This window comes from Planococcus salinus (genome assembly GCF_003719725.1).
GTDB lineage: Bacteria > Bacillota > Bacilli > Bacillales_A > Planococcaceae > Planococcus > Planococcus salinus.
In genome coordinates, this window is record NZ_RIAX01000005.1 from 93,469 (window position 1) to 117,069 (window position 23,601).

Consider the following 23,601-nt stretch of genomic DNA (forward strand, 5'->3'; position numbering starts at 1 on the left):
ATTATAACCGATATAATTCTAAATTTAAATAATATTCCAAAAATTTAATTTATGTAAATAAAAAACAGCTATTCTAAACGGAAGAATAACTGTTTCAAGAAGATTGAGCACAACACCACTTATCATTTTTTGTACCGTACCGCACAGCACTTTTTCTGCACTCCGGCTAAAATTTTCCATTCATTTTCCCGATTTCTTGTTAACTGAACCGATTCCCCCGCCAATCGCCAGGCCGACTGCAATGCCCATTGCGAGATGATCCATGGCCGTTCCGATAGCGACGCCTAAGATGAGCCCCAGCGTCACACCAGACATGAGATTCGATTCTTTTTTCGTTTGTTCGGACATCGTTTTCCACCCTCCTTTAAGGAACTTCTCCACCAGCTGTTATCCTTCTATACGACTCGGAAGGCGGAAAGTTTCATTTCTGTTATATGAGGTTCCTTTTTACAAACGGGAAAAGCGTACCAAGGAAGGTATGATTCCCTAGTACGCTTTTCACTTATGCGTATGCCGCATTCTTTTTCACGATTTCTATCCATGAATCGACCAACTGACGACAATGGGCTGTGGAAACCGTTAAAACAGGCTCTTTTCAAACAAATCATAGTGTTAATTCTCCAAGAAAAAAAGAGCATGGCCAGTTTAATCGGCCATGCTCTTTTTGCCTGCTAACTGCTGGTCAATACACCATGATAGGCATTGGTGTAAATGCTGCGAATGGCATCCAAATCCAACTTTCGCGGGCTCCGGCCGAGCAGACGCTTTTGCTCGACACCGTTGACCGCCAAGCGTTCGATGTCGTCTTCAGCAATGCCGTAATCGCTCAGCTCTGCGGAAACTCCCACATCCTTCACCAGTTCCTGAATGCTTCGCACAACTTCCAGAGCCATTTGACGTTTGGTTTTTCCCTCTGCCGAAATTCCGAAAATCTCAGCCACTTTCACCATTTTGTCCAGGCAGGCCGGAAAAATGAAATCATAGACGTACGGCAGCATCACGGCATTGGATTCACCATGAGGAATCTTGAACAAACCGCCGATTGGATAAGCCAGCGCATGAACCCCTGCCGCTCCAGCGTTGAAAAAGCTCAAGCCGGCAATCAGACTGCCAAGCGCCATTTCTTCACGGGCCTGTTTATCCTGTCCATTCCACACAGCCGTCCGGATGCTGCCCACAATGCGCGTCATGGCATCGATGGCCAACGCGTCTGTCAACGGCGTAGCGTTGATGGACGTATAGGCTTCCAACGCATGGGTAAAGGCATCGATACCGCTTGCCGCCGTCACTTTCGAAGGGGATGTGTACGTCAATACCGGATCTACGATGGCAAAGTCTGCCAGCATAAAATCATGGGTGACCACGTCTTTTGAATCTTCCAGAGAAAAAGCGGCAATATTGGTCACTTCCGCTCCGGTTCCTGCTGTTGATGGAATAAGGACTTTCGGCAGCCCTTTGCTGACAAAGCTCTTTTGCCCCGTCAGGTTCAAGTAATCTTCCACTTGTCCTTCATTGTCGTACAGCGCGGCAGCGGTTTTCGCCAAATCCATAGCACTGCCGCCGCCCACTCCGACTACAAGGTCCGGTTTGCTTTTCCGGACTCTCTCCAGAATGTCATTTCCCACCTGAACGGAAGGCTCGGGTTCCACTCCTGTGTAAAGGTCCACTTCCACTTGCGCTTTTTCGAATTGCTTCAGCAAAGGTTCAATAACGCCCAATTCCTTTAAAATCGGATCTGACAGGAGAAACACTTTTTGGACCTGCAGCTCCTGCAGAATCGTTTCCAGCATATTCAAAGATCCTTCGCCGTGATAGATTTTTTTGGGAGATATAAAATGCCCCATTTTTTCACACTCCGTTTCTTCGATTAATTGGCAGTCACTTTTTCTTTCAAGTCCACTTCTTCTGCTGACACTGGATCCGTGAAGATCAATGTATAGGCGATCATGACAAACATGCTGATCAATACACCGAGCCCTGCCGCAGCGAACGGATTGCTGACGTCAAATCCGAATGGCAGGTAAATAACCCAGTAAGCGACAGTTCCAGCGATCAATGACCAAGTAGCGCCTTGCTTGTTGGCACGTCTCCAAAGAGCTCCGACCACGAGTGGTCCTGCCGTCGCAGACACAATGCCTCCGATACCAATCCACAGGAAAATCGACAGGTACTGCGGCGGGTTCCATGCCATCAGGATAGCGACGATAATGACCAAAAATGTGGAATACCGGCTGATGGCCAACTCGTATTTTTCCGATTTTTGTTTGGATATTTTCAGTCTTGGCACAATGGTCATCCGGAACAGATCGTTTGCCAATAATTGGGTCAAAGAAACGATCAATCCATCAGACGTCGACATGATCGCGGATAACACAGCGACAGCCAGGAATGCAGCGACAATCGGCGGGAAGATTTCCTGGAACAACACCGGGATAATCTGGTCAGCCCGCATTTCCACCGCTGGGTCGAGTACGGCGATTCCAAGCATACCGCCCAATCCCATCAAAGGCAGAATCGTGGCGAAAATAGTACAATACATGATCAGTTTCTTCATATCTTTGTTTGATTTGACCGCCAGGAATTTATTTCCCAAATGCGGCAGAATACTGAAAGGTAAGTGGGCAATGAACAACAAGCCGACAAGCCAGAACGAACCGTATGTATCATGTCCTGGTATGAACAGATTATCAAAGCCGCCACCCGGATTCCGTTCATTGATCAACGAGATCATATCGCTGAATCCACCTGCGACTCCTGTACTTGTCAAGAACACGAATACAACAATCAATGCTGTGATGACCATCAAAAGGCCTTGAATGGCATCAGTCATGATATCCGAGTGGGATCCACCCATAAATACATAGATTGCCAGTACCACACCCGTGATGAACAATCCCATGGAATAGTCAATTCCCATCATTGTCTGGAACATCGTGGCCGCTGCCACAAACTGAGATACTACGTAAAAGATCAGCAAAACAGAAATGATGGTCAAACTGATGCGCAAAAATTCACTGTTGTAGCGCTGACCGATAAAGTCCGGAATGGTCCGTGTCCCGAACTCATCACCATAGATTTTAATGGTTTTGGCGATAAACAACATCCCGATTACAGTGGCGACCGGATACAGCAAGGGATACCACAAACTTGGCGCCCCAATGTCATAAGCCAGCCCCGGCATCCCCATGAAAGTTGAACCACTGGAAATCCCGGCACTGATAACAAGTGCAATGGTAATCGGGCCATAACTGGATCGTGCAGTGGCAAAGTCATCTGACGAATGCGTCTTCTTCATCCCTGCATAACCGAGGTACAACATCAACAAGATAAAAATAACCATAAAAATCCATGAATACATTACTACACTGCTCATATATCCAACCCCTTTTTTCAGTTTTTATTAATCGAGTAATTTAGACTTGAACAATACCAGCGCCATGCCAACCCAAGTCGTCAACAATACACCGGCCATGATGTACAAAAAGGTCATGCGATCACCTCCTGTCCGTGTAGGAACTTTTTAATCTCTTTGTACTTATCCAACGCATCTTCGTTGCCGGTAAAAAGTTCGTAAATGAATTTTTTCTCTTCCCCCTTTATTGTTTTGGTGTATACAAAATAAGGAATATATAGGGAGAAAGAGCCGGTCATTTCCATTTTCGGGTACGACCATACTTTTCTTCTATGCATATAATGGTTTTTCAAAAATTCCTGACCTACAGCATCCCGTTCAGCTTCTTCGTATCTTTCCGGAAGAACCAGATGAGAGGGTTGCTTATTAAAAGGAATCAAGTGATCCATCCCTACTTCAAAAAAACTGGTTTCTTTCTTTGTCAGGTTTGACACCAAAAACTTCCTTTCTTTACGTTGTTTGGTGAAAGGAAGCGGTTTGTATTCGATGATCCATTCGCTGACCTGATAAGGATAAAACACCAGGACGGAGCCGGGGAAATTTTTTTGTTGTTCTTCGTATGGAAAGGTATACACAAAGTTCCTCCTCTACATCGTTTATCTGTGGAATGGTTATGCATTCGTGTCCAGCCTTCACGATTCTTTTCGTTTTGTCGTATGGCGCCTGAATAAACGGGTTTCCAATGTTTGCTGGATAAACGGTCCACTTTCTCCTCTTTCTTTTTGATGGATCAGCTCAATCAAATGGCCGATTGCGATTTCACCCAGATTTTTTTGTTCGACTGTCCCAACGGTAGTAAGCTGGAAAGCGTGATGGTGGCTCCACCCCACATTGTCCATACTGACAATACTGACGTCTTCCGGGATTTTGTATCCATTCTTTAACAGCCAGTCCATCATATAGATGGCGATGGAATCAGTTGCCGCAAAAATGGCCGACGGCTTGTTTTTACGGGCCATCAATTCTTTTGTTTTTTCAAGAACTGCTGCTTTACCGGTATCAGTGATGACAGTGTTTTCCGAACGAACCGGCACACCTTTATTTTCCAGTGCTTCACAGTACCCCGTGTACCGCGCAAGAAATGTGGACGTTACTAAAGGCCCGCCAATCCAAGCAATGTTCCGATGATTTAACTCAAGCAAATGGTCAGTTGCCAAACGTCCGGCTTTTGCATTGTCCATTTCAATATAATGGCCTTTTTCCTTGTGTTTCCGGTTGAACATAATAAATGGCACATTCAATTGCTGTAACTCCTGGTAAATAGGGTCTTCATACAAAATCGAGGACAGGATGATCCCATCCACCTGGTGTTTAAAAACATCCTCATAAACAGACAGTTGGTCTGTGTTACTCTCAAAGTGGACATTGACATTAAAACCATGGGCCTTGGCATAATTTACGATAGACATGGTTGTTTCCACGTAAAATGGATTGTGCAGCGGTCCCGACAATAAAGCGATGGAATGCGTTTTCTTTTTCACTAATGACCGGGCAATCAAATTGGGCCGATACTCCAGCTCTTTCATCGCCTTATTGACTTTTTCCAGCGTTTTATCCGTTACTTTTTCAGGAGTATTCAATACCCTCGAAACAGTAGTTTGGGAAACACCTGCTCGTTTCGCCACGTCTTTGGAAGAAACCATCGCTATCCCCCTTTTTTCAGCTTATTTAAAATATAAATGGAAGCGTATTCATAGTCAAGAATATTTTGAAATATTACTTTACTGACGAAACGAAAAGAAGCCGCAAATCAAATTTGCGGCTTCTCAGCTTGTTGAGAAAATGTTTAGCAACCCGATATTCCGCAAACCAGCTGCGCTTTCCTGCGGGCTTGCGCTGAACTAACTCGGGCTTGGCGCCCGAGTGGATTTCAGCACTTCGCTATCCCGCTGGAGTCTCCGCTGTTTTGCTCCATATCTTAAAAAATGTTTCCTAAATAAAAAATCAATGGATATGTCACGCTTTCTTGTTTCAACCGCTTCAAAATCATGGATAGGAACTGAATGAAGCGAAAGGCGGCGAAGGGCAAACATGTGCTCCTGCATCGCTCCGCTGCTTCGTCGCAAAGGCATTGACCGAATCACTTTCGGCCAACACCTTTCCTGCGGGGACAATACGAGCCGAAGACCCTGCAGGAGCGACAGCGACGAAGCGGCTGAGGCCGTGCCCGCGGAAAGCGTCCGCCTGGAGCGAAATATCACTGACGAGATTTCTCGACAGTCTCAGAAGCTGCAAATCAAATTTACGGCTTCTTCGCTTCAATTATTCCATAACAGATATACCGATTTTATTTTCTATTTCCTTTTCCTCGGCCTTTTCCCTCTCCTTTTCCTCTGTCTCCTTCAGATGAGTTTTCCATTGCATGAAAATCGCCTCTTGTTGTTTTCAAGGAATCCTGGCCGATCACCGGCAAAGTCAGATGGGAAGGATGGTGAACATCCTGATAAATCTTCACAGTCGAAGCTGTTGGATTGATCCCTGGACCTTGCGGGGCTTCCTGATCTTCCAGTGGCTTCGCGCCTCCCGCAATGGTCAGGCGGATCCGGTGCCCTTCTTCAAAGACATAGGAAGTCGGCAGGATCTCAATTTCATACTGTTCCACTTCTCCCGGTGTCAAAGGAGTCGGAGTGGTGCGGGATTCGGCTCTTGATGCATTCAAGTAACCCGCTGTCACCTGCTTGGAAGTGCCGTCCGGAGCCACGTCGGAAATTTGAACGACAAAGTCTGCATCTTCTGCGTCCGCTTCAGCCCAGAATGATACCGACATATTCCCCGTCACTTCAGTTGGTACTGTCAGGGAATCGGTTGTCCATGTCACATGATTTTTTTCATATGGCTGCTGATTGATCTGCAGCCGTCCGGATGAACTGAGCAATGACGGCAGGAAAGGCCCGTCTTCAGGTGAGTAACTGTAGCTGACAAAAGATTCCTGTCGCTTTGGTGATTTATTGGTGAATGTTCCACCGTTGATGCTGTCGATCGACTTGCTGAACTTATGGCTGAAATACAAATCCACATAACTGGTGTCGTGCAGCGGCCACGACTCTTCGTAACGCCATTGGTCTGCTCCCTGCACATAGAGAAGCACCGGATCTCTTTCATCGACTCCGTTGTCTTCATCCGTTAAGTAATGTTCGAACCACATCGCCTGGTAATCATCGAACTCATAAGGCTGGACGCCCGTTAAATTCGCATGCGCTCCCGGATACATGATCAGTTTGCTGTCGCCGCCTGCAGCACTGTACAATTCAAAAGCTTTTACGTTTCCTGGAGAGATGTAATCATTCCATCCACCCGAAATAAGAGCAGCCACGCCGTGGTCCACTATGGCTTCCAGCTGTTCCGGTGAAACGGAACGTTCCTGCCACCAGTCGTCGAAATTACGGTGTTCCGAGGCTACTTCGTATTCGTATCCTCTCGCAACACGGCCAGGTCCTGCTTCCATTCCTCCCGGATACCATAAGTATTCATAACAATCCGTACAGGCCACAACTGGACTGATCGCTTTCAGGCTTGGAGGCAACTCTTTAGCTGCCAGCCATTGGCTGATTCCCAACAGGGAAAGTCCGGCGGTCCCCACATTGCCGTTGCTCCATTCCTGATCTGCTGCCCATTCAATGACATCGTAGCCATCTTCACCAAAAGAGTTGTATAATCCGGCTTCACCGCCTGAAGTGCCGGAGCCTCTCAAGCTGACATGCAGCACAGCATATCCCCGCTCCGCCAAATCGATCAGTAAACCTTCAAACGAATTGCCATATTCCCCGTGGCCATAGCCGTTCAATTGAACGATCGTCGGATAAGGTCCTTCAAGCCCTTCCGGCAGCATTAATCGCCCTCGGATGATCGTGCCGTCCCTCACAGTGATTTCTATGTTTTCTTCTACTGCGACTTCATACCGTTCAGGGGTCAGAGTTTCCGTTTCCGTTACCCAGTCCCTGTCTTCTGTACCATACCCAACGGCCGAAGTTTCAACTTGCTCTGTAACCGCCGCATTATCTGCGGATGTGGTGGCAGGAGCCACTCCTGTGAATAAAAGCGATACACCGAGTCCGACACTTAACAGCATGGCTAAAAAGCGTTTTTCGAACATTCCATCAGCCTTCTTCCTTTTTAAAGTGATCCCCCTGTTCCATACTTTTTCGAATCCACCTCCTATTTTTTTGAATATTCTGTGAACACAAATTTAATGTAAGCGTTTTCTATTTTTATGTCAATTCTATTACCAATAAATGATAAAAAGGTACTGTTCTCGCTGGGCACTCCCTCCTTATTTTTCTATTGTACTGTTAGCTTTTTCTTTATAGTGGTTAACAAACAAAAAAAGCCGTTACTGGAAATTTCTAAATCCAGTAACGGCTTTTTCTTTTTAACGAATTACAACACATCCATATTCAAAGCCTGCGCAAGTAAAGCCAGCGTATCTGCTGAAGGATGATTGACCCCTCTTTCGATTTTGTCCACCGTCAAAGTCGGCAACCCTGTTTTGACCGCTAGATTTTCTACAGACATACCCATATCCACTCGGCGGGAGCGGAGTTGGACACCCAGGTTTTCATCCTTCCTTAACTGGTTCACCCGCTCTTCCGTAATCAGTTGTCTATCATTTTCTAAAAATGTGGTCATCTCAATTCCTCCTATTTATTTTCTATTGGTTGGTCCGGTTTTTTTCTTTTCTGACCAGCCATATGAGTGTGCTTTTGTTGGCGACCGTGTTTCCCTGTCTTTTCCCTGTTCATCGGAATTGAAACTTCCTGACAAAGTTCCAGAAGATTCCCAAAAGATGAAACTATTTATTCCTTTAAGCGTACTTATTATTAGAGAATATTTCCAGGAGGTACTTATGAGCAATAAGCGGCTTATCCATACATATATTCAACCGAAAACAAAGTCATTGTGGTGTATCTTTTGTTTGGCTGCCCTGGTGGCCGGCTGTGCGCTGGTCATTGCCCCCGCTTTTTTATACATACGGTATCGGTCAGCCTGGCTGTTGCTGCTGCTGGTTTTTATTCCGCTCGGATTTTGGATAAACCGGCACATCATAAGGATGATCAGGAAGCTGTTTTGGCAGAACCGCCATCTGTCCACTTACCACTTATTTGCCCATATGATTGAAACCACGGAATGGACCACTGCACACAGCACGGAGCCTGTGAAACGGAAAATTCCGTTAACTTCTGTCATCACTGTTGTTGCCGCTCCTTACTTCATCCGTCAGGTCTTTACCAGTCACAAAGTTAGCCGGGCCCTTACCGGAACAGCACCTGTGCTGTTCATTTTGTATACCGAAAAAGGGAAAACCCGTTTACTGGACATCCCGTTTTCGCATCATGACGATTCCGCGCTCAACGTCTGGCTCAATCACTTTCAGAAACAATTGGTCCCCATTGATTTCACTGCTTGTCTGCTTTACCGGAAAGATGGTAAGTTGCTGAATGAAGAACAGCGAATTGCGTTTATCGAATCGACGGATGAATTGATGCCGTTATCTTTTTCAGGAGACTGGCAGACCGACTTTCCTTTTGCCTGGGAAGCTTGGAACGACAGAGCACTTAAGCGCAGAAGAGTGGAAGAAAAAAGTATGCTGATGGAAAAATGACAGAACGGCAGTATAGCTAAAAACCCGCATCCGAGTCAACGGATGCGGGTTTTTCCTAGAATGGCCTTTTCTTATTCTGCTTTCAAGCCGATTTCACGAGAGTTCAATCGGATTTGTGGTGACCAGTTCGATTACATTGTCATCGGGATCCCGTTTGTTGACGGTCCGCACTTCCATCTGTGCCTTGGCTGTCTGGTCATTAATCGTCGTGATTTTCACTTCCACAAGTTCTTCTTTCTGTTGGTAATCATAAAACAGATCGTATTGCACCACATTTTTCAAGGTCAGGTCGTAATGCTTGTTGCCGTCCAGTTCACTTTCGAGCAGCACGCCACTGACAAAATCGATTGACTCGCCGCTCTGGCCCATTTCAACGCCTTTCAGTTCATGTATAGCCATCAAGAAAACTCCTTTCCAAAATGGTCTCTCATACTAGTGTTTTTACCGAATTGGAATCTCCTAAACATGGCTAAGCAACGCAAGATAAGCCGCCTTCGTTATAAAAACCATAAAAGCACAAAAACCATCGGTAGTATTGAAATTTCATGTTTTCACTTCCGTCCTTTTAACTGATGCTTATAGGACGAAACGCCGGGCAACGAATTTCAAAAGAGAAAGCACAATAAACATTGGCAATCAGGACGACAAGGCTTACTGTTCCTTATTGCTCAAAAATTTCGTCAGCGGATAAATCCCAATGCTCTGCACAACCAAGGACAACAGAACAGCCCCAAACGCAAGCGAAACAAGAAGCTGGTCTCCTTCAGAAGCCGCTTCTTCCAGCCACAGCAGCAGGGCAACAGACATGCTGCCTTTAATGCCGGACCACGTCAAAAGTGAAATAGTCGTGAAATCATTGTTGAACTGGTTGCGCCATGCCGGTACCCCGTAGACAAAGCCGCCAAGGACGACAAACCGCGCAATGAGAGACAAAAGGAAGATGGCCACGGCAATGCCCCATTCCGGAAATACCAGATAATCCATTGCTCGCGTTCCAATCAACAAAAACAAAATGGACAACAGCGTCGGACTGACAATATCCCAAAAGCCGTCCAAAGATTCTTTGATGTTGGTTTCATGGATTTCACGTCCAAATTCGAAAGAAACCAGAATGCCCGCCACTACTGTCGCCAGCACACCTGAAACACCAATGGCTTCAGCGATGTAGAAGCCACCGTATGCGACGACGACCGTCAGCATCACCTGGTATTGTTTTTCATGCGTAAAATGGATGGCTTTGCTGAGCAGCCAGCCGAACAACAGGCCGAGGGCAATTCCCCCCAATGACACCAGCAGGAAATCCGTGATGAATTTGCCGACGGAAAATCCGTTCCCTGTTTGGAACATCGACAGAAAAATCGTAAAGATGACAATGCTGGTGCCGTCATTGATCATGGATTCCCCTTCGACCATGTCAGCGATATCGTCCGCTCCTGTGCTTTGTTTCAAAATGGAAGTGACGGAGACCGGGTCCGTCGGAATCAGGATGGCGGCCAGCAGGAAAGCACCTGTCATGGAAATTGAAATGAATGGCCCGCTGACCAGATAAATCCCCAGCCCCAATAACGCAGCAGTGGCCATCAATCCGACCGTGCTCAGCGCGGCGATGATTCCCGCATACTTTTTCAAATGCTTCAGCGGAAATTGGTAAGCGGAAGTGAAAAGAATAGCCGGAAGGAATACGTTAAAGATGATTTCTTTTGAAACAGTAAGGGAATCAAAAAAAGGAATAAAGGACAACCCCATCCCAATTACCACCAGCACTACAGGCACCGGAAAATATTCTTTTTTCAAGTCAATTGTGTAAATCAGATAGCCGATGAACAACAGAATCAAAATTTGATGGGCGACCAAAGCGATTGCTCCTCTCCCTTATAATGGCAACTGGCCGAAAGCCGCAAAAGCAAGTTTTACATGCAATCCCCACTCTTTGCGCTTTTGGGACGTCATTCATGAAACAGTTTCTTCATATTTAAATAGCTCTTCTTTCAATCATTGCCTTTCTTCCCGAACAGTAAACACCGTTTCCGGCATTCTCTCCTTTATCATACGAAAAAGCCGTATCAGAAGTGGCTTTCTCCTGATACGGCTAATTCACTTCTGCCACTTTTTCGAGCAAAGGGCTTTTGGACAAGGTGTCCGGCGTCATGATGACATCTTCGGCGATCAAGTTGATGCCCACATGCCGGAATGCATCCACAATCAATTCATCGCAATTGTATCGATCTTCCGATTTAAATATCGGCGTACCGATGACGATATGGAAAAACCGGCTGAATATCAGTTTCCAATCATAGGCGGCGGATAATCGTTCACGGATGAACATGAACACCGATTCCGCTTCCCGCTCTGTCAGCGAAATTTTCAAACGGTAAATATCGTAATGGCCGTAAGGATAGGCCAAGTGATGGATCGAGACAGGCGTCCGCCAATCCGACTGCAGTAAATGCAGAGCATCCAATACGAACGCCACATGGCTGTATTCGCTGTTCGTCACACGCTGGATGACGCGGGAGATGAACGATTCCCCTTTATAAAAGATGATATCGAATTGTTTCAGCATGATGTCCCGCCTCTCCGGAGGAATTTTTTCGTTCTGTACTCTATCTTCTTCTATTATAAAATGCCTACTCCGAAAAGTCTTTGGAACGGTTTTGAAAGGAGCACGACGCGCTAAACTGAATGAATATTCCTGCTGTGTTAGACTGGACTGGAACGATCTAAAACAGAACCGGTTATGGAAAGGGAGCGATGAAAATGGAAAAGATTACATTGGAAACAGCGAAGAAACTGATTGATGCAGCGGAGAAGGAAGCTGCGAATCTGGGGGTCGCGATGGTCATTTCCATCGTCGATGACGGCGGCAATATGGTGGCGGTCCACCGGATGGACGACGCCTGGCTTGCAAGTGTCGATATTGCTCAGAACAAAGCATGGACGTCCGTTGCCTTGAAAATGCCGACAGCCGGATTGGCGGAAGCAACAGTCCCGAATGCCGAGCTGTATGGTTTGAACACGACCAATAACGGACGCATTGTCGTATTCGGCGGCGGCATTCCCCTGATGAAAGACGGCAAAGTCGTCGGAGCAGTGGGTGCGAGCGGCAGCGCTGTCGAGCATGATATTAAAGTTTCGGAAGCGGCTGTCAGAGCTTTTGATGAACTGTAAAAAACCGAGAAAAGCCTTGGAATCCATCGATTCCAAGGCTTTTTTCACAACATCAACAAGAGAATCGGGATGGTAATGATGCTGACGAGCGTGCTGACGAACATGCCGCTTGACACCAGGTCCGGATTCATCCGGAACTTAATGGCCAGCAAGGTCGTTGTCGCGGCTGTCGGCGTTGCCGCTCCTATCAACAGGACTTTCGCTTCCAGTGACCCAGGCGGATACATCAATTGCAGCAGGCCAAAAGCGATCAGTGGAAACGCCACCAGTTTAAAGACCGTTGCAGTGCCGATAAAAGCGATGACATTTTTGATCTGTATCGATGACAAAGTGATGCCAAGGAGCGTCAGCATCGTCGGAATCGAAGCCTGTCCGAGCAGGTCCGTTGCATTCAATAGCGCCACCGGTATGGAAACACTGCCGATCTTCAGCAGCAAAGCCGCAATGATGGCGATGATTCCGGGCATTTTGATGATGGTCAGGAAAATATCCTTTTTCGGCACTGTGTGGTGGTTCGAAGCATAAAACACCCCTGCCGAATTCATCAAAAACGACTGCATGGCAAGATAAATGATGCCGATCGCGACTCCCTCTTCCCCGAAAGCGAACAAAATGATGGGAAGGCCGTAGTTTCCGGCATTCGGAAAGCCACTGGCGAGCATTAATGTGTTCTTATACGAAACGGTCCACTTGAAAATCATTCCCATTACATGAATGAATAACGCGAACATAAAAAATAAGATAAAAGCAAACAGCATGATGCGACCCAGGTCGCTCATGTTCATTTCCGAAGTGGAAATCGAGTAAAAGAAAAGCGCGGGACTGAAAACGTAAATGGATATATCGGAAACCGATTTTGAATCGATGGACAGGTATTTGCCAACGAAAAAGCCGACTCCGAGAAGCATGAACACAGGCAGCACGACATTCAGGATTTCTGTAATGATCATTTTGTCACTTCCAATACAAGAACGAAAAGAGTCTTTCCTCTTCTCTTTAACCATTTATTATACTGAAAGAAAGATTAAAAAACCAGACAGCCTTTGACTAGAGGTATGACAAGCCATAAAAAAAAACCGGCACCCGCCGGCCTTTTGATAATTTCGGGAAAGTCGTCAGTTGAATAACCTTCCTTTTCTGACAGTACGGATCCAGAACCCGCCATATATGGTTTTGACGTCATTCGTGGCGATAAACGCCCTCGGATCCAGTTCCTTGATCGTCCTGTACAGTTTGGTTTCATGCTTTTTCGGTGTCAGAATTTGAAGGGAACGGCGCTCGCCTTCGTAACCGTTCGCCTGCCAATCGGTGACTCCAAAACCCCTTTCCCTCAATTGCTTGGATAATTGGTCCGAGTTGTCCTGCGTTACGACATTGGCTGTTACATAACCCAATGTCAGTTTGTCTTCAATTTTAGACCCGACAACCACCCCGGCGGCAAAGCCAAACGCATACGCCAATAAATTCTGGATGGCAGATAAATTATCGAGCACCAGTCCCAAACCAAGTATATTGATGATCACTTCCAATACAGACAAGGCTGCGGCTAAGTATTGGAACCCCTTTAACGTTAAAATCATTCGAATGGTCGACAATGTGACAAAGCTGAGGCTGATCATGAAAATGACAACAACCAGTAAGAGAGGATTCATTTCCAAAATTACCCTACTTTCTTTTTTAAATTTAAGTTTCTTCCATTTTACTTTTTTGATATTTTATTCTTTCCCGGATAAGGCAAAGGTAAACCTGGTTAAGATACCAGACCGCCTGGACCGCCTCTTTTTTCCGTGTACAAAAAAAGCGTTTGCCGCAACGTTTCAAGTCGCGGCAAACGCTTTTTTATTGCTTAGTCGGCGGCATCCCGGCTGCCATAAAAGGCAATCAGCTCACTGGCCACTTTGTCTGAAATGATCTTCAGCAGATCCCTGCCCAACTGCTCTTCGGCTTTTTCGGGATGGTCCGTAAATCCGTCAATCTGCTTCCAGCTTTCTGTATTCTCCACCATCACTTTCCCTGGACCTGCGCTTTTGCCTGCAGCATGCCGTTCTTTTGAAGCCAGCGACAGTTTCTCCAATTGCACATGATTCGGCTGCAAAGCGAGCATGAGAGAGGTCTCAAATTGCCCCGCGTGTCCCGGTAATTCGGAGATTTGGTGCTGCTTGGCATAAGCCCCCATTTCTTCGGCTGCGACTGTCCAGTATGACGCGGCCCCCACCGTAACCGGATACTTCAATGCCATTTCCCTCGCCGCCAGACGAATCACTTCGTCATTGCCGCCATGGCCATTTACTATGAAGATCTGTGTGAAGCCGCTCTTGATGACACTTTCAATAAGATCGTTGAGCACGGTGATTAAAGTTTGAATGGATAAAGACAAAACCCCCGGGTAGAGAAAATGATGGTGGGAAAAGCCGAATGGAATCAACGGTGCAAGGACAATCGGAATTTGTGCACCCGCTTTTTCCACGCTTTGTTGTGAAACGGCTTGGATGATTACATTATCTGTCTCCACCGGCAAATGCGGACCGTGCTGCTCAGTGGCGCCAATCGGCACAACCACCATCGCCTCTTTTGCCAGGTCCCCAATTTGTTCCCGGCTCATTTCGTTCCATTTGTATACGGGCATTCGAGTTTCCGCTCCCTTCCAAATAATTTCATGCTCTGGAATAATTCCATAAAACAGCGGCAAACCCTTTTTCTTGACCAGCACATTCTGTGGGTGACCGGTATTTGCAACAACATACCTCCTGCCGATTTGCTTAAACGAACACATGAATCAGCACGGCACCGATAAACAAAAAAGCCATGTACCGGTGCATGCGTCTTCGCAATCCGGAAGATTTCCTGCCTCTCATATACCCCGTCACCAAAAGCGGCAGCAACGCAAGGACTGTCACATATCCGGCGATGCCAGTCGGAGTCATGGAAACTTGGCTGAGCATGAATGCCAGATGCCAGACAATAAAAAGAGAGCCGATGGCAGCAAGCGAACTGTGGAAACGGATATAAATGCGAGTGAATGTCACGAGCTTTTGCCGTCCGCTGCTTTTCGGCAAGTGGCTGATGGCGTACAAAAATAAATACAGGATAAACGCCAGCATCAAATAAATGGCACCGATCCGCCCTGCCCACAAAGCCGCACGGTATGTATCGAAGCCAAGCCGATATAACAAAAACAACAATGGCAGACTCAGAATGCTGACGATCAGGACTGCCTGCCGGAAATTGAGACGGTATAAGATTTTCAGCATTCCGCTCCCCCTTCCCCCTGTTCTTTGGCATTATTCCTTTTCCCTTTGTGTGCGGAGAAAAACAATGGAGGCCAAAACGGAAAAACTCAAGCCGGCGACTTTTGAAAAAATGAGTTGCGGCTTTTGGTGCGTGAATTACGGCTTTCAAGTCTAAGCCCTTAAGTTGCAGCTTTGCCGTCTTTTACGCCTCTGGATTTCAGGGTTTATTGCCATTCGTATTTGCGATTAGGGGCCGTTTCATGTTTGCCGGCACAAATTCCTTCCGCAAAAATCTCTCTAATCCACTCAAAACCAGGTTATTTTCCAAGAGAACGGGTAAATCTTTCATAAGACGACTTAAAAATGGAGGAGATGGCTTGTGAGGCACTTAATTGCATTCCTTATTAAATTTGTTATGATCGCAGCTGTGCTGCTGATCGTGCTGACCTGGATTTTTGACGTGTCATTTGTGGATACATTATTGATCAGCCTGGCGTTGAGCGCTGTCGCATATATGATGGGCGACTTGCTGATTTTCCTGAATGCCGGAAAGCCGTCGGATCAGACGACGCGCAACAGCATTGCCACGTTTTCGGATTTTCTGCTGGCATTTCTCGTCATCTGGTTTGTAGGTCAGTTGCTGACCGGCGACATGGCACAGATGGTAGCTCCCGCACTCATTTCATCATTGGTCATAGCTGCCGGTGAATGGTTTTTCCATCTATACATGGACCAAAAAGTCATGCCTGAGTACAATGAATACAAATCGGCGAAATAACAAACGCCGGGAACACGAACATAACCGCTGTCCGTCAGAGAAGTTTCTGAATGGCAGCGGTTATTTTGTTTTATTCCCATAAAGGCTGTCCCGCGTCTCTCCTGGTTCAATACGAATCATTTCAGATTGCGCGTTGCAGTCAGTTTCTTTTCTGCCCGTTGGCCTTAGTGGGTTAGCCAGCCTTACTCAAGGGGTATTAAGTGAATGTACGAATTTATGAAGGAGGAAAAGCCAATGGCCAGAAAAATCATCGGCGGCGTATTCAAAGAACACGAAAACGTGATTCATCTCATCGAAGAACTGAAGCTGAAAGGGCACAGTATCGATGACATTTCAGTGTTTGCTAAAAGTGGCGAAGACGTCAGCGACATTCAGCATGAAACAAACGCAACCATCAAAACGGACAGCAGCAAACGGGGACAGCATGCCGGCAAAGGAGCGGGCATTGGAGCAGCGTCCGGCGGAATCCTCGGCGGCACCATTGGGGCATTGCTCGGCGCCGGTCTCTTTGCGATTCCGGGTATCGGACCGATTGCAGCAGCCGGTCCGGTCGTCGCCGGTCTGACCGGTGCAGGCATTGGCGCCGGGGGAGGCGGAATTGTCGGCGCTCTGGTTGGAGCGGGCATCCCGGAAGAGCACGCAAAAGAGTATGAACGGTATCTCAATGAAGGGAATATCGTGGTCCTTGTTGATACAGAAAGAACCCGTGAACAGCATGTCCACCAATTGTTCGAGAAGTACGATACATCAAACCCGCGCATGTACAGAGACGAACAAGGCAATGTGGTGGATGCCGAAAAACTGAATCATGAGACAGAACGGAAGCGGGATTTCTGACGCGAAAATGCCTCTTTCAGCTGTAAAGATGAAGGAGGCATTTTTAGGACGTTCATGTAAGTTCTGCTTTATCGCCGTTAAAGCAAGCGGTCTTTTGTTGTAAATCGGTTTAAACATTTTGAACGGCCGAGGTGCGGTTCTGTACTTTGGAAAGCAGCGGCCGGTCGTTGCTCCACATGACGTTCACCGGCATGCCGAAAAACTCCGACAGCAATTCACTGGTGATCAGCTCATCCGTATTCCCTGATGCAAATACTTCGCCGTCTTTCAGCAACAGCGTCTTATCGAACACCGGCAGGATTTCTTCGACGTGATGCGTCACGTAAATAATGGTCGGCGCATCCGGTTTTTTGGCGATGTTCTCAATGGATTCCAGCAATTCCTCCCGTGCAATAAAGTCCAGGCCGTTCGTCGGCTCGTCCAGAACCAAAAGCGCCGGTTCTGCCATCAACGCACGTCCGATCAGGACACGTTGCCGCTCGCCGTGAGACAAGGTTTCGTATTTCCGGTTGGCATACTCCAGACAGCCCAGTTCCTTCAGGATGTCGACGCCTTTTTGGTCAATTTCCTCTGTCGTTTCCTGGTACAGGCCGATGGAAGCAAACGCGCCGCTCAACACCACTTCATAGGCATTGTCGTGCGGACTGATTTTCTGCTGAATCGACGAAGAGACAAAGCCGATTTGCTGGCGCAGTTTTTCCGCCAGGTATGTTTTGCCGAATTCCATTCCCAGCACGCTCACTTTTCCTTCCGTCGGAAAAAAATAGGCGTTGATCAGATTCAGCAACGAAGTCTTGCCTGCACCGTTCAAACCGTACAGCACCCAATGTTCGCCTTCTCTGACTTGCCAATTGACATTGTTCAACAGCATCTTGTCCCCTCTTCTTCTCGAGACATTTTCCAGTTCCAGAATCATCGTCATTCCCCCTGTTTGCTCCATTATTAAGAAGATACTCTTTATAATAGTACAAGAATTCAAAAAATAACAAACATTTCGATGGCAATCTTGCAAATAGAATTGCATGTGTGCCTGGCACGCGCACAATTTCCATATAAAAAGCGCCTCCGAAGAGACGCTCTGCTGCATCAGCTGGTCTGATTGCTTTTTGGATGAGGCTTTGTAATATCTACGGCATAGACGGTGATTTGGTTGACCATTAGATCCCGAATCGCATAGATTGGCCGGTTGTTCCGTTCCATCGCTTCAATGTAGTTGTTGAGCTGTTCCTGTAAGTAATTCCCCACCGGCTGCCCTTTATATGTATCGTCCAATTCTTCGCTGGCAGTTTGGAACGATATTTCAAAATAAAGGTTCGACACTTCAAGAGCCGTCAACTTTTCTTCATCGGTTTGAGTTCCCACCACTTGATAATAATTTCCGTACTCATCGTGCACTAAGTCATTTGCGACAATTTGTTGCATACTCATGCTTTTCCATCTCCTTTCATGAACTACTTCGACACGCCAAAAGCAAGTCCTTCTGTGAATCGGTGAATTGGCAATTCGAGTGCAATTCGAGTGCCAGGCACACGCGCAATTCCGAGGAGTCCTTATTCAAAATGGGGCGCCACCCGTTTTTTCGTGGCCTGTTCATAAGCATAGGCAAGTTCAATCAATTTCGGTTCGCTGAAAGCCATCGCGCTGAATGTGGCACCAACAGGCATGCCATTATTGGTATAGCCGGCCGGCACAGTGATTGAAGGATAGCCTGCTTTTGCCGGAATCGCCGCTCCGCGGTTGTCCTGGAACAACAAGGCATCCAGCTGATGTTCGGCCATCACCGCATCGATTCCTTCGGCAGCTGATGTCCGGAGGTCTGTTTCCCGGTGTTCCAAATAGGTCGGGTCTTCAGGGTCATCACTCATTGCCAGTGCCTTTTCCAATTCCAGCTGGTCAAATTTCATCCGGATTTCCGGGTCTTCCTGATTGAACTTGATGACATCGGCCAGCGATTTCACCGGAACGTCATCTGAAACTTTGCGCAGATAATTATTGACCCCCCGTTTAAATTCATACCACAATACATCCGACTTAAACGGCTGTACGGGAATTGTCACTTCCACGACATGGGCCCCCTGCGATTTCAAGTCTTCCATTACCTGATCCATGATCGCCCGTTCGTCCGGTTCTTCGTCATTCAGGAAAGTCACGTCGACGCCGATCCGAGCCCCTTTCAACCCGTCATGTTTCAGATGAGGCGTATAGTCAGTCAGCGCTTTTCCAGCACTTGATTGAGTCACCGGATCTTTGTCGTCCACGCCCGTCAGAATCCCCAGTGTAATTGCTGCGTCTTCCACCGTGCGCGCCATCGGTCCAGCTGTATCCTGGCTGTGTGAAATCGGAATGATGCCCGTGCGGCTGATCAAGCCGACAGTCGGTTTGATGCCAACGACGGAATTGGCGCTGGCCGGGCTCAGAATCGAACCGGAAGTTTCAGTGCCGATGCCGACCACCGCGAAATTTGAGGCAATGCTGGCGCCGGTGCCGGAACTCGAACCACCGACACTTCCTGCTTCAAATCGACCGACGCCATAAGGGTTCAGGACTTGTCCACCAAGTCCGCTATAGCCGCTCGGCACATTCTGCGTCATAAAGTATGCCCATTCGCTCAAATTGACCTTGCCCAGGATAATGGCGCCGGCTTTTCTCAGCTGGGCGGCGATAAAGGCATCTTCTTTTGCAAAATTCTGTTGAAGGGCGATGGTCCCTGCTGTGGTCGGCATGTTGTCAGCGGTATCGATATTATCTTTTACCAGCACCGGAATGCCGTACAATGGTCCTTGTTCTTCCTGACCCCTTTTTTTGTCCAGCTCGGTTGCTGTTTTGAGTGCATCTGGATTAAGATTCAACACCGAATTGATCTTCGGGCCATTGCGGTCGAATTTCTCGATTCGCTCCAAATAATAGCGGACCAGCTCCACGGATGTCAGCTGCTTTTTTTCAAAAGCCTGCTGTATGTCTCGAATGGTCGCTTCTTCCAGTGTAAATGCTGTATTTTCCAAGTCTTCTCCCTCTTTTCTCGGCATTGTTCATCGATGCTGCGGCTTCATCAGTTTCGATAACATTCATACTTCACAAAATCCAGTTTACCACCTAATTGAGCGAGTGCCAGGCACACGCGCAATTCTTCCCGTTTCTTTCATTTCGAATGAGGGTAATAAAAAGACAACCCTATTGATACAAAGAAAGGATGAAGCCAATTATGACCATTGCCATTACAGGTGCTACAGGGCAACTCGGCCATGCCGTGATCAGCTATTTACAGGAACACAATCCGTCTGAAAAAATTGTGGCGGTTGTGAGAAACATTGAAAAAGCGCGTCAGCAGTTGGCAGGGACGAACGTCGAAATCCGGTTCGGCGATTATGACGAGCCGGTCACTTTGCCGAATGCGTTCGAAGATGCTACCAAGCTCCTTCTGGTGTCGAGTCCCGAATACGATGATCCGAAACGGGTCGTGCAGCATGCAAACGCCGTAAAAGCTGCACGGGATGCGGGAGTTGGCCACATCTTCTACACCAGCATCGCGTTCGCTGATGAATCGAAACTGCCGCTTGCCCTTTTGCATCTCTCCACTGAATACGCCATCCGGACGACCGGCATTCCGTATACGTTCATCCGCAATTCACTGTATTCGGATGTCTTTATCAATCCGGGGCTCGCAGCAAATGTGGAAAACGGGGAAATCGTGACGAATACGGACAGTGGCCAATTGAACACCGTGACACGGGACGACCTGGCAAAAGGGACGGCTGCACTCCTGGCAGGAGAAGGGCACGAGAACCAAATCTACAATTTCGTCTCATCCCAGACATGGTCATTCGATGAACTGGCGGAAGTGCTGAGCCGGGTGAGCGGGAAAGAAGTGAAGCACCGGAACGTATCGTTTGCAGAACAAGTCGAATACCTGCAGAATGCAGGGTTGCCTGAAGGTGCCGCGGCGTTCACTGCGTCCATCCATGAAACAATTGCCGGAGGCGAAACAGCCCGGACTTCCGAAGATTTGAAAAGGTTGATCGGCGAGGAGACGTCGCTGGAAGAAACGGTGAGACAAGCCTTAAATGCCAAATAAGCCAAATTGCTGAACATATGCAAGCCGCTCCGGCACACGCGATGTGTTTACCGGAGCGGCTTCTTCGTTAATTGCGTCAGTGCCAGGCACACAAACAATTCACAAACAATTCACCCTTTTCACCGCTTCCGCTCCATCAAGTTAATTCCGATGCCCATGCAGACCACCCCGATGAGCAGCATGACGGCAATCGGTTCCATCAGTTCCGTCAATCCCCGCCCGTGGATGGCGACACTTTTTAACGCATCAAGCCCATAAGTGATCGGCAGCACTTTTGAAATCGCCAGCAGCATATTGTTGGTGACCAGCTCAATCGGCCAAAAAGCGCCGCCGATCATCGCCATGCCGGTCGCTACAATCGGCACCACCGCCTGCAATTGCTGAGGGCTTTGAACCAGCCCCATCACCAGCATGCTGAGAGCCACGATGGAAAACGTATAAACAGCGGTGATCAGCAGCAGCAAACCGAATTGGTCGCCGACATCGAAATTGAACAAGTACTTGAACAGCACCAACACCAGGACAATCTGGACGTAACCGATGGTAAAGCTGTACAGCAGATGCCCCATATAGACCTGCCATTTATCCAATGGCGACAAAATCAGCCGGTTCCATGTGCCAAACTTCTTTTCTTCAACAATTTTCATCAAGCTGAACATGATCGTGTAGATGGAAAAGAACAGCGCCATGCCAAACAGCATCTGCAGCTGTCCGTCATAGACAAACGACTCCTGCTCCCCTTCCAGCGACTGGGTCTCCACCGTAAGCGCCGGCTCTTCCAGCATCTCCGCCACGCGTTCCCGGGCTTCTCCTGAAGTGCTTTGCTGCTCGAGCTGGCGGATGCGGAGTTCTTCAGCATACGTTCGGTTGATGTAACTTTCGACTTCAAAGCGGTTCGGATCATCCGCCACTATCAGCAACCGGTAATCGTCTTCCATCAACTGCAGCGCCATGCCGGTATCCCCGTCCAGCACTGCCTGTCTTGCCTCCTGTTCTTCCACCAGCTCAAACTGAAGTCCTTCAGATTTATTCAGCTGCTCCAGCCACTCATCCTGCTGCTGTTCGGCAAGTGCCGGATGAGCATACGTCGGAACAGTCATCGAATTTCCAGGATTCGACCCAGCCATCACCATGACGAACACAATCGTCAAGGCCAAAAACGACAATACCATTAAAGGTGCCCGCCGGAACCGTTGCCATTGCAATAAAAAGACGGATGTCATACTAATCCCCTCCCCTTGTCGGAAACAGCAGCAGACTCCCAGCAATCAGCACAACAGCTGTTCCGCCAACACGGCTGAGCGGATCCATAACGCGGGTCATGTCCCGTTCCTGAATCCAGCTCAGATAAGCCGTCATCGATGCGCCGTTCGGTGTCCAGTCACCGAACGCTTGCAGAAACCCCGGCATCTCACTGACCGGTATGAAACTGCCACCCAGAAAAGCGAGAATCGTCACGATACCGCCCGCGAACACCGTCACGATGGCATCAGAGTTGAAACGCATCGTCAGAGATGTCAACAAAGCCGCCAATGCACCGACACAAACCGCTAAAACTGCTGAAATGCCCGCCATGCCCAGCCAGAATTCCAGTGAATTCCATTCAAAAGCCTGCAGCACGATGGTCGAAAACAAAAACAGGACAAACAACTGACAGAACGAAATCAGTGCGGACGAAAGTACTTTCCCGCTCAAGTAGACAAATGGATGGCGGTTCGTCAGCAAAATCCGGTTGAACACATGCTGCTGCCTTTCGACATTCGCTTTGCCGGCGATGGTCGAACTGACAAACAGTACAAACATGACCGCCATCCCGAGTGTATAGTACTGGAACGAATTGACCGGCTCACGGGCGGACACCGTTTCCACTCCGCCAAGTTGAACCGCCGGTGATTCTGCCGAGATTGCTCCTCCTTCTGCCGCTGCTGCTCTCGCTACAGCGGTTTCAAAATTCAAGGAGCGCGTAAAATCTGTCAGGATGTCCTGAAAAACATTGGCCCGTGTCGAGGTCGTATCTGCAACAGTCAGCTCCAGTTCACTTCCTGGTCCTTCGCCGAGCAGCATGTTCCGCAATGCCAGCAGTGTGAAGTCTTCAGGAATCGTCAAAATCGCTGTGACTTCTTCATTCTGCAAGGCCTGGCGCGCTGCCTCTTCGTCCAACTCCATGACATCAAGCATTTCTTCAAGTTCCGGGGAAGACAGCACCGACTGCAGCAGACTGGACGGACTGACCTGTCCAGCTGCTGCCTCGAGTTGTTCGGCCGCCTGATCTGGAACAGCCGCCGCTTCAAGCTCCCCGGTGAATTGCTCGATTCCCGCCTGCTCATCGTCGTGCTGCACAAGTGCCACCTGCATGTTCAACGCTTCTGTATCGCCCATCAATAAGCCCCTCAGCGAAAAACCCAGAATGACAATGAGGATGAACGGCATCAAAAGCAGCACGGCCAATTCGGTCCTGTCCCTCAGCAGCACGAGGATGTCTTTTTTTAAAAAAGCCCACATGTT

At 47.9% G+C, this 23,601-nt stretch carries 24 protein-coding genes; 5 read left to right on the plus strand and 19 right to left on the minus strand.

Going from position 1 to position 23,601, the window contains the following annotated elements; translation table 11 throughout:
• Positions 1-180 precede the first annotated feature (180 nt).
• The 7 genes from EEX84_RS16585 to EEX84_RS08700 all read right to left on the minus strand — a co-directional run bounded on the left by EEX84_RS16585 (position 181) and on the right by EEX84_RS08700 (position 8,038).
• Positions 181-348, minus strand: a complete 168-nt coding sequence (locus EEX84_RS16585) for a glycine zipper domain-containing protein (protein ID WP_192892939.1) — start codon at positions 346-348, stop codon at positions 181-183.
• A 323-nt stretch (positions 349-671) separates the two neighbouring features.
• The gene (locus tag EEX84_RS08670) at positions 672-1,844 is read right to left on the minus strand and encodes an iron-containing alcohol dehydrogenase (protein WP_123165238.1); all 1,173 of its coding nucleotides are present in this window, start codon (positions 1,842-1,844) and stop codon (positions 672-674) included.
• A 23-nt stretch (positions 1,845-1,867) separates the two neighbouring features.
• Complete coding sequence (locus EEX84_RS08675; RefSeq protein ID WP_123165239.1) at positions 1,868-3,373, minus strand: sodium:solute symporter family protein; 1,506 nt, start codon at positions 3,371-3,373, stop codon at positions 1,868-1,870.
• A 113-nt stretch (positions 3,374-3,486) separates the two neighbouring features.
• Entirely contained in the window at positions 3,487-3,987 is a 501-nt protein-coding gene (locus EEX84_RS08680) for a hypothetical protein (RefSeq protein ID WP_123165240.1), read from the minus strand.
• A 57-nt stretch (positions 3,988-4,044) separates the two neighbouring features.
• Complete coding sequence (locus EEX84_RS08685) at positions 4,045-5,055, minus strand: LacI family DNA-binding transcriptional regulator (RefSeq protein ID WP_123165241.1); 1,011 nt, start codon at positions 5,053-5,055, stop codon at positions 4,045-4,047.
• Between the two features lie 644 nt (positions 5,056-5,699).
• The gene (locus EEX84_RS08695; RefSeq protein WP_123165243.1) at positions 5,700-7,505 is read right to left on the minus strand and encodes a CocE/NonD family hydrolase; all 1,806 of its coding nucleotides are present in this window, start codon (positions 7,503-7,505) and stop codon (positions 5,700-5,702) included.
• Between the two features lie 284 nt (positions 7,506-7,789).
• Positions 7,790-8,038 carry a helix-turn-helix domain-containing protein gene (locus EEX84_RS08700; RefSeq protein WP_123165244.1) on the minus strand — a complete coding sequence of 83 codons (249 nt, stop codon included), beginning with the start codon at positions 8,036-8,038 and terminating at the stop codon, positions 7,790-7,792.
• A 217-nt stretch (positions 8,039-8,255) separates the two neighbouring features.
• On the opposite strand from EEX84_RS08700, the gene EEX84_RS08705 reads away from it, so the two are divergent.
• Entirely contained in the window at positions 8,256-9,011 is a 756-nt protein-coding gene (locus EEX84_RS08705; protein ID WP_123165245.1) for a hypothetical protein, read from the plus strand.
• Positions 9,012-9,104: 93 nt separating this feature from the next.
• Here EEX84_RS08705 and EEX84_RS08710 read toward each other — a convergent pair whose 3' ends face one another.
• From EEX84_RS08710 to EEX84_RS08720, 3 genes are all read right to left on the minus strand, one after another.
• Entirely contained in the window at positions 9,105-9,410 is a 306-nt protein-coding gene (locus EEX84_RS08710; protein ID WP_123165246.1) for a hypothetical protein, read from the minus strand.
• Positions 9,411-9,662: 252 nt separating this feature from the next.
• Positions 9,663-10,865 carry a cation:proton antiporter gene (locus EEX84_RS08715; protein ID WP_123165247.1) on the minus strand — a complete coding sequence of 401 codons (1,203 nt, stop codon included), beginning with the start codon at positions 10,863-10,865 and terminating at the stop codon, positions 9,663-9,665.
• 235 nt (positions 10,866-11,100) lie between these two features.
• Positions 11,101-11,574 (minus strand): C40 family peptidase, encoded by a 474-nt coding sequence (locus tag EEX84_RS08720; RefSeq protein WP_123165248.1) that lies wholly within the window; start codon positions 11,572-11,574, stop codon positions 11,101-11,103.
• A gap of 194 nt (positions 11,575-11,768) precedes the next feature.
• Between EEX84_RS08720 and EEX84_RS08725 the strand changes: the two genes are divergently transcribed.
• The gene (locus EEX84_RS08725) at positions 11,769-12,179 is read left to right on the plus strand and encodes a GlcG/HbpS family heme-binding protein (protein ID WP_123165249.1); all 411 of its coding nucleotides are present in this window, start codon (positions 11,769-11,771) and stop codon (positions 12,177-12,179) included.
• A gap of 44 nt (positions 12,180-12,223) precedes the next feature.
• On the opposite strand, the gene EEX84_RS08730 is transcribed toward EEX84_RS08725, so the two are convergent.
• The 4 genes from EEX84_RS08730 to EEX84_RS08745 form a co-directional block, all read right to left on the minus strand.
• The gene (locus EEX84_RS08730; protein WP_158599101.1) at positions 12,224-13,129 is read right to left on the minus strand and encodes an AEC family transporter; all 906 of its coding nucleotides are present in this window, start codon (positions 13,127-13,129) and stop codon (positions 12,224-12,226) included.
• Between the two features lie 165 nt (positions 13,130-13,294).
• Complete coding sequence (locus EEX84_RS08735) at positions 13,295-13,831, minus strand: DUF2179 domain-containing protein (RefSeq protein WP_123165354.1); 537 nt, start codon at positions 13,829-13,831, stop codon at positions 13,295-13,297.
• Positions 13,832-14,025: 194 nt separating this feature from the next.
• Positions 14,026-14,805: a creatininase family protein gene (locus EEX84_RS08740; protein ID WP_158599102.1), complete on the minus strand. Its 780-nt coding sequence runs from the start codon at positions 14,803-14,805 to the stop codon at positions 14,026-14,028.
• Between the two features lie 133 nt (positions 14,806-14,938).
• A complete protein-coding gene (locus EEX84_RS08745; protein WP_123165252.1) occupies positions 14,939-15,430 on the minus strand; it encodes a hypothetical protein in 492 nt (163 codons plus the stop codon).
• 358 nt (positions 15,431-15,788) lie between these two features.
• Here EEX84_RS08745 and EEX84_RS08750 point away from each other — a divergent pair, with 358 nt between their 5' ends.
• Positions 15,789-16,187 carry a DUF2512 family protein gene (locus EEX84_RS08750; RefSeq protein ID WP_123165253.1) on the plus strand — a complete coding sequence of 133 codons (399 nt, stop codon included), beginning with the start codon at positions 15,789-15,791 and terminating at the stop codon, positions 16,185-16,187.
• 234 nt (positions 16,188-16,421) lie between these two features.
• Complete coding sequence (locus EEX84_RS08755) at positions 16,422-17,024, plus strand: general stress protein (protein ID WP_123165254.1); 603 nt, start codon at positions 16,422-16,424, stop codon at positions 17,022-17,024.
• 109 nt (positions 17,025-17,133) lie between these two features.
• Here the strand turns inward: EEX84_RS08755 and EEX84_RS08760 are convergent, their stop codons facing one another.
• From EEX84_RS08760 to EEX84_RS08770, 3 genes are all read right to left on the minus strand, one after another.
• The gene (locus EEX84_RS08760; protein WP_123165255.1) at positions 17,134-17,940 is read right to left on the minus strand and encodes an ABC transporter ATP-binding protein; all 807 of its coding nucleotides are present in this window, start codon (positions 17,938-17,940) and stop codon (positions 17,134-17,136) included.
• A gap of 170 nt (positions 17,941-18,110) precedes the next feature.
• Entirely contained in the window at positions 18,111-18,452 is a 342-nt protein-coding gene (locus EEX84_RS08765; RefSeq protein ID WP_123165256.1) for a hypothetical protein, read from the minus strand.
• Between the two features lie 122 nt (positions 18,453-18,574).
• Positions 18,575-20,026, minus strand: coding sequence for an amidase family protein (locus tag EEX84_RS08770; protein ID WP_123165257.1), 1,452 nt, complete (start codon positions 20,024-20,026; stop codon positions 18,575-18,577).
• A gap of 200 nt (positions 20,027-20,226) precedes the next feature.
• On the opposite strand from EEX84_RS08770, the gene EEX84_RS08775 reads away from it, so the two are divergent.
• A complete protein-coding gene (locus EEX84_RS08775; RefSeq protein ID WP_123165258.1) occupies positions 20,227-21,096 on the plus strand; it encodes an SDR family oxidoreductase in 870 nt (289 codons plus the stop codon).
• Positions 21,097-21,215: 119 nt separating this feature from the next.
• Here EEX84_RS08775 and EEX84_RS08780 read toward each other — a convergent pair whose 3' ends face one another.
• Both EEX84_RS08780 and EEX84_RS08785 read right to left on the minus strand, forming a co-directional pair.
• A complete protein-coding gene (locus tag EEX84_RS08780) occupies positions 21,216-22,319 on the minus strand; it encodes an ABC transporter permease (RefSeq protein WP_123165259.1) in 1,104 nt (367 codons plus the stop codon).
• Position 22,320: 1 nt separating this feature from the next.
• Complete coding sequence (locus tag EEX84_RS08785) at positions 22,321-23,598, minus strand: ABC transporter permease (RefSeq protein ID WP_123165260.1); 1,278 nt, start codon at positions 23,596-23,598, stop codon at positions 22,321-22,323.
• Between the last annotated feature and the right edge of the window lie 3 nt (positions 23,599-23,601).

What these genes read in the sequence shown, in the direction of transcription:
- EEX84_RS16585 (WP_192892939.1), bottom strand. Translation starts at nt 348, where the DNA reads ATGTCCGAACAAACGAAAAAAGAATCGAATCTCATGTCTGGTGTGACG.
- EEX84_RS08670 (WP_123165238.1), bottom strand. Translation starts at nt 1,844, where the DNA reads ATGGGGCATTTTATATCTCCCAAAAAAATCTATCACGGCGAAGGATCT.
- EEX84_RS08675 (WP_123165239.1), bottom strand. Translation starts at nt 3,373, where the DNA reads ATGAGCAGTGTAGTAATGTATTCATGGATTTTTATGGTTATTTTTATC.
- EEX84_RS08685 (WP_123165241.1), bottom strand. Translation starts at nt 5,055, where the DNA reads ATGGTTTCTTCCAAAGACGTGGCGAAACGAGCAGGTGTTTCCCAAACT.
- EEX84_RS08695 (WP_123165243.1), bottom strand. Translation starts at nt 7,505, where the DNA reads ATGTTCGAAAAACGCTTTTTAGCCATGCTGTTAAGTGTCGGACTCGGT.
- EEX84_RS08700 (WP_123165244.1), bottom strand. Translation starts at nt 8,038, where the DNA reads ATGACCACATTTTTAGAAAATGATAGACAACTGATTACGGAAGAGCGG.
- EEX84_RS08705 (WP_123165245.1), top strand. Translation starts at nt 8,256, where the DNA reads ATGAGCAATAAGCGGCTTATCCATACATATATTCAACCGAAAACAAAG.
- EEX84_RS08710 (WP_123165246.1), bottom strand. Translation starts at nt 9,410, where the DNA reads ATGGCTATACATGAACTGAAAGGCGTTGAAATGGGCCAGAGCGGCGAG.
- EEX84_RS08720 (WP_123165248.1), bottom strand. Translation starts at nt 11,574, where the DNA reads ATGCTGAAACAATTCGATATCATCTTTTATAAAGGGGAATCGTTCATC.
- EEX84_RS08725 (WP_123165249.1), top strand. Translation starts at nt 11,769, where the DNA reads ATGGAAAAGATTACATTGGAAACAGCGAAGAAACTGATTGATGCAGCG.
- EEX84_RS08730 (WP_158599101.1), bottom strand. Translation starts at nt 13,129, where the DNA reads ATGATCATTACAGAAATCCTGAATGTCGTGCTGCCTGTGTTCATGCTT.
- EEX84_RS08735 (WP_123165354.1), bottom strand. Translation starts at nt 13,831, where the DNA reads ATGAATCCTCTCTTACTGGTTGTTGTCATTTTCATGATCAGCCTCAGC.
- EEX84_RS08740 (WP_158599102.1), bottom strand. Translation starts at nt 14,805, where the DNA reads ATGCCCGTATACAAATGGAACGAAATGAGCCGGGAACAAATTGGGGAC.
- EEX84_RS08745 (WP_123165252.1), bottom strand. Translation starts at nt 15,430, where the DNA reads ATGCTGAAAATCTTATACCGTCTCAATTTCCGGCAGGCAGTCCTGATC.
- EEX84_RS08755 (WP_123165254.1), top strand. Translation starts at nt 16,422, where the DNA reads ATGGCCAGAAAAATCATCGGCGGCGTATTCAAAGAACACGAAAACGTG.
- EEX84_RS08760 (WP_123165255.1), bottom strand. Translation starts at nt 17,940, where the DNA reads ATGATTCTGGAACTGGAAAATGTCTCGAGAAGAAGAGGGGACAAGATG.
- EEX84_RS08765 (WP_123165256.1), bottom strand. Translation starts at nt 18,452, where the DNA reads ATGAGTATGCAACAAATTGTCGCAAATGACTTAGTGCACGATGAGTAC.
- EEX84_RS08775 (WP_123165258.1), top strand. Translation starts at nt 20,227, where the DNA reads ATGACCATTGCCATTACAGGTGCTACAGGGCAACTCGGCCATGCCGTG.
- EEX84_RS08780 (WP_123165259.1), bottom strand. Translation starts at nt 22,319, where the DNA reads ATGACATCCGTCTTTTTATTGCAATGGCAACGGTTCCGGCGGGCACCT.
- EEX84_RS08785 (WP_123165260.1), bottom strand. Translation starts at nt 23,598, where the DNA reads ATGTGGGCTTTTTTAAAAAAAGACATCCTCGTGCTGCTGAGGGACAGG.